The 6,611-nt window shown below is 69.9% G+C and carries 7 protein-coding genes; 6 read left to right on the top strand and 1 reads right to left on the bottom strand.

Going from position 1 to position 6,611, the window contains the following annotated elements; genetic code table 11:
* Positions 1-5: 5 nt before the first annotated feature.
* Positions 6-662: a DUF461 domain-containing protein gene (locus ACWGI8_RS36530; protein WP_453667711.1), complete on the bottom strand. Its 657-nt coding sequence runs from the start codon at positions 660-662 to the stop codon at positions 6-8.
* Between the two features lie 566 nt (positions 663-1,228).
* Here ACWGI8_RS36530 and ACWGI8_RS36525 point away from each other — a divergent pair.
* From ACWGI8_RS36525 to rlmB, 6 genes are all read left to right on the top strand, one after another.
* Positions 1,229-1,711 (top strand): CarD family transcriptional regulator, encoded by a 483-nt coding sequence (locus ACWGI8_RS36525; protein WP_017945956.1) that lies wholly within the window; start codon positions 1,229-1,231, stop codon positions 1,709-1,711.
* Positions 1,712-2,116: 405 nt separating this feature from the next.
* Entirely contained in the window at positions 2,117-2,854 is a 738-nt protein-coding gene (gene ispD / locus ACWGI8_RS36520; protein WP_453667709.1) for a 2-C-methyl-D-erythritol 4-phosphate cytidylyltransferase, read from the top strand.
* Positions 2,844-3,386, top strand: coding sequence for a 2-C-methyl-D-erythritol 2,4-cyclodiphosphate synthase (gene ispF, locus ACWGI8_RS36515; protein WP_453667708.1), 543 nt, complete (start codon positions 2,844-2,846; stop codon positions 3,384-3,386). Before ispD ends, ispF begins: the two co-directional genes overlap by 11 nt.
* A gap of 190 nt (positions 3,387-3,576) precedes the next feature.
* On the top strand, positions 3,577-3,984 hold the full coding sequence (locus ACWGI8_RS36510; RefSeq protein WP_453667706.1) for a PPOX class F420-dependent oxidoreductase: 408 nt from the start codon (positions 3,577-3,579) through the stop codon (positions 3,982-3,984).
* Positions 3,985-4,119: 135 nt separating this feature from the next.
* Positions 4,120-5,520 (top strand): cysteine--tRNA ligase, encoded by a 1,401-nt coding sequence (gene cysS, locus ACWGI8_RS36505; protein ID WP_453667704.1) that lies wholly within the window; start codon positions 4,120-4,122, stop codon positions 5,518-5,520.
* Between the two features lie 106 nt (positions 5,521-5,626).
* Positions 5,627-6,577, top strand: a complete 951-nt coding sequence (gene rlmB / locus ACWGI8_RS36500; RefSeq protein WP_453667702.1) for a 23S rRNA (guanosine(2251)-2'-O)-methyltransferase RlmB — start codon at positions 5,627-5,629, stop codon at positions 6,575-6,577.
* The last annotated feature ends 34 nt before the right edge of the window (positions 6,578-6,611 follow it).

The following is a 6,611-nucleotide window of genomic DNA, read 5'->3' as shown; positions in this document are numbered from 1 at the left end:
GTGTGTCAGTGGCCCGAGTCGTGCGAGGCCGAAGCGGAGTCGGGCGGCGTCGTCGTGGCCTCGCCGCCGTGCTCGCCCTCCGGCGGGGCGGTCGGGCTGCCGGTGGGGCTGCCCGTCGGCGTGGCGGCAGGCGACTCCGCCGGGGCCTGCGGCGCTCCGGTCGGCCCGTACTCCTTGTAGTAGCTGGTCGCGGGCACGACGAACGCATCGATGCGGACATCCCCGGTCTCGCTGAACCGGAACGCGATGGTCTGCACGTCACCGTTCTTCGCGGCGCTGTTCTCGATCACCGCGGCCGCGTTGCCCTCGCCGCCGAGGACGATCGAGCCGCCGGCCGGGAGCGTCACCGGACCCGAGCCCTTGGCGGACGTGAGCTTCACCGTCGCCGTGGTGCCGGGCAGCGTGAGGGCCTCGAGCGTCTGCTCCTCCGTGCTGTTGTTGAACAGCGTCGCCGAGACGACCGCAGGGCCCTCCGCCTTCGGCTCGGCCTGCGTGATCACCACCGCGTTCTGGATCTTGATGTCTCCGACCGAGGTCTCGGCGTTGTCCGGCTTGACTTCGAGCGTCTGGGCGTTGTTGCCCGCAGCACATGCGGAGAGCGAGGCGATCGAGATCGCAAGGGCGGTGGCGGCGAGGGCGCCGCGTCGAAGGCTGCTGCTCACGGCGGCGGCATCTCCTAGGACGTACGGACGGGCTAAAGGTGTGTCAGCGCGCTTAGGTTACCGACCCCCCGTCGGGGTCCCGCACCCGACCCGCCCCCGAATCGGCCCCGCCCCGGCCCGGCCCGCCCGCGCGCGCATCCCCGCCCTCCCCGAGGCCGGATTTCGTCTGCCGTTCACATAACCAGGTTGATCAATTCCTTGGGCCCTCACACATTCCTTACGGAAAACCTCCGACGCGGTGCCCGGTGATCAATTTCGGATTCGTTCTCGCCGTCCCGCCGGACGGGTGACCGGGCCTCGAACGGAGTACGTGAAGTACGCTGCTTGGAACCAGGCAAATCGGGACGTTCGTCCGCTTGGGTAGGGGTTGTGGTGTGTGTAACGTGGGCGTTTCTGTGTGCGCGCACAGCCGCTCCGACCTGCGAATACCCCCTTCCGGAAGCCGTCCGCAGCACGTTCACGTTGCTGTTGTCAAGCCCCGAGATATGCCCTGACCTGCGAAAACGCCATTCAGAAGAAGCCGTTCTCGTGTTACCCTGGATAGCCACGGAAGGGGTACCTGTCACATGACGTTCAAGGTTGGCGACACCGTGGTCTATCCCCATCACGGGGCCGCGCTGATCGAGGCCATCGAAACTCGCCAGATCAAAGGCGTGGACAAGACCTACTTGGTGCTCAAGGTCGCCCAGGGCGACTTGACGGTTCGTGTGCCGGCGGACAATGCGGATCTCGTTGGCGTGCGCGATGTGGTCGGTCAGGACGGGCTGGACCGGGTCTTCGACGTGCTGCGTGCGCCGTACGCCGAGGAGCCGACGAACTGGTCCCGTCGCTACAAGGCAAATCTCGAGAAGCTCGCCTCCGGCGATGTCATCAAGGTCGCCGAAGTGGTGCGTGACCTGTGGCGTCGCGAGCGTGAGCGCGGTCTCTCCGCGGGAGAGAAGCGCATGCTGGCCAAGGCTCGCCAGATTCTGGTGAGCGAGCTGGCACTCGCGGAGAACACCAACGAGGACAAGGCCGAGGCTCTGCTCGACGAGGTCCTCGCGTCCTGACGCGGTCCTGATACCAGGACGCCGTCCTGATACCAGGCAGATACAGGCACGCGTCCACGGTGCAGAACTGAATGCCGCGGTGCCCGCTGACCAGCTGGAAGGTTGTGTCGCCGGGCACTGCGGCATGTTCATCGCGGCACGTTCTGCGCAGGCACCGCACGGCACGCAAGCCGGCCCAGAATCTCAATCCCCCACGTCCCCCGTCCCCCGACATCCTTGGTGTGCCGGGCCCGGGCAGCTGGCGCAGCTGGCTCAACCAGTCGTCACGGAAAGGGTCCGGTCAAGGCGTCGCGCCCGGCACGCTGTGGCCATACCCATATCGGCCGACCAAACAAACCTGGCCATGCCAATCCGCCCTGGGCATGCCAAAGGGGGACGTCCCTCCCGACCTCCGGAGTGGAACCGATGTCAGACCAAACGCGCACCGGCCGCACCGCCGTGGTGATCCCCGCGGCAGGCCGGGGCGTACGGCTCGGCCCGGGCGCGCCCAAAGCGCTCCGCACCCTCAACGGCACCCCCATGCTGATCCACGCCGTGCGCGCCATGGCGGCCTCCCGGGCCGTCTCGCTCGTCGTCGTGGTCGCCCCGCCGGAAGGTGTCGCCGAGGTCAAGACCCTCCTCGACGACCACGCCCTGCCCGAGCGGACCGACTTCCTCGTCGTGGCCGGCGGCGACACCCGCCAGGAGTCCGTACGCGCAGGACTCGACGCGCTCCCCGAGACGGTCGGCACCGTCCTCGTGCACGACGCGGCGCGCCCGCTGGTCCCCGTCGACACCGTGGACGCCGTCATCGAGGCCGTACGGGACGGCGCACCCGCCGTCGTCCCCGCCCTGCCGCTCGCCGACACCGTCAAGCAGGTCGAGCCGCGCGGGAAGGGCGAGCCGGAGCCGGTCGTCGCCACCCCCGAGCGAGCCAGGCTGCGCGCCGTGCAGACCCCGCAGGGCTTCGACCGCGACATCCTCGTACGCGCCCACGAGACCGTCGTCGACGACGTCACGGACGACGCGAGCATGGTCGAGCAGCTCGGCGTGCCCGTCGTGGTCGTACCCGGCCATGAAGAGGCGTTCAAGGTGACCCGCCCGCTGGACCTCGTCCTCGCCGAGGCCGTACTCGCCCGCAGGAGGGCCAACGATGGCTTCTGACGCATCTCCTCGTCTCCCGCTGCCGCAGGTCGGCATCGGCACCGACGTACACGCCTTCGAGCAGGGCCGCGAACTGTGGTGCGCCGGACTGCTCTGGGAAGGCCCCGACAGCGACGGTTACGGGCTGGCCGGGCACTCCGACGCCGACGTCGCCGCCCACGCCGCCTGCGACGCGCTCTTCTCAGCCGCCGGCGTCGGCGACCTCGGCGCCCACTTCGGCACCAGCCGCCCCGAGTGGTCCGGCGCCGCCGGGGTCACCCTGCTCGCCGAGGCCGCCCGGATCGTCCGCGCCGAGGGCTTCGAGATCGGCAATGTCGCCGTCCAGGTCATCGGCGTACGGCCCAAGATCGGCAAGCGCCGCGACGAGGCGCAGAAGGCGCTGAGCGCGGCGGTCGGAGCGCCGGTGTCCGTGTCCGGCACGACGACGGACGGACTCGGGCTCACCGGCAGGGCCGAAGGGCTGGCAGCGATCGCCACGGCGCTGGTGTACCGCACCTCGCCGCACGGCGACAGCACGGGTCACCTGGGGTGACGGGTTCCTAGGGCCTGTCCGGTGGATCTTGCTGGGCCTGATCCACCGGACAGGCCCTGGGCCGGGGGTCCCCGGGCGGTGTCCCCCGGGAGGATGCAGTCGCGCGTCCTGACACGGTGCGGGCGCCTGCGTGGGGTAGCGGTTGTGAAGTGAATCAATTCCTGTGCAACGGGTTCAGGAGGACCGCACCGTGACCGCCTCACTCAGTGACAAGCTCAAAGAAATCCTCGACGGCCCCGTGTTCGTCAAACTCGCCACCATCCAGCCCGACGGAAGCCCTCAGGTGTCTCCGGTCTGGGTGAAGCGTGACGGCCACGATCTGCTGATCTCGACGACCGTCGGGCGGCGCAAGGAGCAGAACATCAGGCGCGACCCGCGCGTGACCGTGGTCGTTCAGCCCTTCGACGAGCCGTACCTGTACGGCGAGATCCGCGGCACCGCCACCCTCACCACCGAAGGCGGCCAGGAGCTGATCGACGAACTGTCGATGAAGTACACCGGGAAGCCGTACGCCGAGTTCAACCCGGAGGCCCACAAGGACGCCCCGCGCGTGGTCGTCCGGGTCACCCCGCGGAAGGTCGTCGGCTCGCTCGCCTGACCGCTCCCCGGCCTCCCCGGCCCTCCGTGTCCTTCCCTGGCCCTCCGTGGGCCTCCGTCGGCTTCCGTGGTCACAATTTGTCCCCGCGTCCCCAAGGGGCGCGGGGCACTGCCGCAGGGCCACTACTCTTGAGTGGTGACTATTCGGCTGTACGACACCAGCGCCCGGCAGGTCCGTGACTTCGTCCCGCTCACGCCGGGCTGTGTCTCGATCTACCTGTGTGGCGCGACCGTGCAGTCCGCCCCGCACATCGGGCACATCAGGTCCGGACTCAACTTCGACATCATGCGCCGCTGGTTCGACTACCGCGGCTACGACGTCACGTTCGTGCGCAACGTGACGGACATCGACGACAAGATCATCGCCAAGTCGGCGCTCCAGGGACGCCCCTGGTGGTCCATCGGCTACGAGAACGAGCGCGCGTTCAACGCCGGCTACGACGCCCTGGGCTGCCTGCCCCCGACGTACGAGCCGCGCGCCACCGGCCACATCACCGAGATGGTCGAGATGATGCGCGGCCTGATCGAGCGCGGCCACGCCTACGAGGCCGACGGCAATGTCTACTTCGACGTGCGCTCCTTCCCCGGCTACCTGGAACTGTCGAACCAGGACATCGACGACCTGCGGCAGCCCTCCGGCGAAGGCGAGACCGGCAAGCGGGACCCGCGGGACTTCGCCATGTGGAAGGCGGAGAAGCCGGGTGAGCCGTCCTGGGAAACGCCGTGGGGGCGGGGGCGCCCGGGCTGGCACCTGGAGTGCTCGGCCATGGCGCACAAGTACCTGGGCTCCGCCTTCGACATCCACGGCGGCGGCCTGGACCTGGTCTTCCCGCACCACGAGAACGAGATCGCGCAGGCCAAGGCGTTCGGTGACGACTTCGCCTCGTACTGGGTGCACAACGCCTGGGTGACGATGAGCGGCGAGAAGATGTCGAAGTCGCTCGGCAACTCGGTGCTCGTCAGCGAGATGGTCAAGCACTGGCGGCCGATCGTGCTGCGCTACTACCTGGGCACCCCGCACTACCGCTCGATGATCGAGTACAGCGAGGAGGCCCTGCGCGAGGCCGAGTCGGCGTTCGCGCGTATCGAGGGATTCGTGCAGCGAGTCACCGAAAAGGCAGGGGAAGCGGTCGCTCCCGCCGCCGAGGTGCCGCTCGCCTTCGCCGAGGCCATGGACGACGACCTGGGTGTGCCGCAGGCGCTCGCCATCGTCCACACCGCGGTCCGGCAGGGCAACAGCGCCCTGGCCGCCGACGACAAGGAAGCGGCCGTCGCCCGGCTTGCCGAGGTGCGGGCCATGCTCGGCGTCCTCGGCCTGGACCCGCTCGACCCGCACTGGGCCGGCGAGGCCGACCGCGGCGAGGACCTCCACGGCGTCGTCGACACCCTCGTACGGCTGGTGCTCCAGCAGCGCGAGGCGGCCAGGTCCCGCAAGGACTGGGGCACGGCGGACGCGATCCGCGACCAGCTCAACCAGTCAGGGCTCGTCATCGAGGACAGCCCGGACGGCCCGCGCTGGACACTCGGACCCCGCTGACCAGCGACAGTGTGCCGCCCGGCCGTCCGGGCGGCACACTTTGTCTTACGTACACACGCGACCCGCATCCGCATGTGGATCGCAAACCCAGAGGAACAGGAAGGTCATGGCCGGGAACAGCCAGCGCAGGAACCGCCGTACGTCCAACAAGAAGGGCGCGACGGTCGGCAGCGGTGGCAAGCGACGCCGCGGCCTCGAGGGCAAGGGCCCGACGCCGCCTGCCTCGGCCCGCAAGGGCCATGTGAAGAACCGTGTCGCCAACGCCAAGGCCAAGCAGGCCGTGCGGCGCCCCGTCGCCCGGCGCGGCGGCAAGGGCTCGTCCGAGATGGTCGTCGGCCGCAACCCCGTCTTCGAGGCGCTGCGCGACGGCGTACCCGCGACGACGCTGTACGTCCAGCAGTTCATCGACAACGACGAGCGGGTGCGCGAGGCGCTCCAGCTCGCCGGGCAGCGCGGCAACATCCACCTGATGGAGGCGCCGCGGGCCGAGCTGGACCGGATGACGAACGGGCTCAACCACCAGGGGCTCGTCCTTCAGGTCCCGCCCTACGAGTACGCGCACCCGGAGGACCTCGCGGCCGCCGCCTTCGACGACGGCGAGGACCCGCTGATCGTCGCCCTCGACGGCGTCACCGACCCGCGCAACCTCGGCGCGGTCGTCCGCTCCGTCGCGGCCTTCGGCGGCCACGGTGTGGTCGTCCCCGAGCGCCGCGCCGCCGGCATGACGGCCGGCGCCTGGAAGACGTCCGCGGGCACCGCCGCCCGTACCCCGGTCGCCCGCGCCACCAACCTGACCCGCGCCCTGGAGGCCTACCAGAAGGCCGGCATCACCGTCGTCGGCCTCGCGGCGGACGGCGAGGTCGAGGTCGGCGAGCTCGACGCCCTCGACGGCCCGGTCGTCATCGTCGTCGGCAGCGAGGGCAAGGGCCTCTCCCGCCTGGTCGGCGAAACCTGCGACTTCCGCGTCCGCATCCCGATGCCGGGTGGAGCGGAGTCCCTGAACGCGGGCGTCGCGGCCGGCGTGGTGCTGTACGAGGCGGCGCGCCGCAGAGGCTGACCTTGTCGTGCTGTGCGGGGGTACGGCGTACCCC

The organism is Streptomyces sp. NPDC054841 (assembly GCF_053611045.1).
Note: the sequence above shows the minus strand (reverse complement) of the source record. Positions and strands in the feature narration are given on the sequence as shown.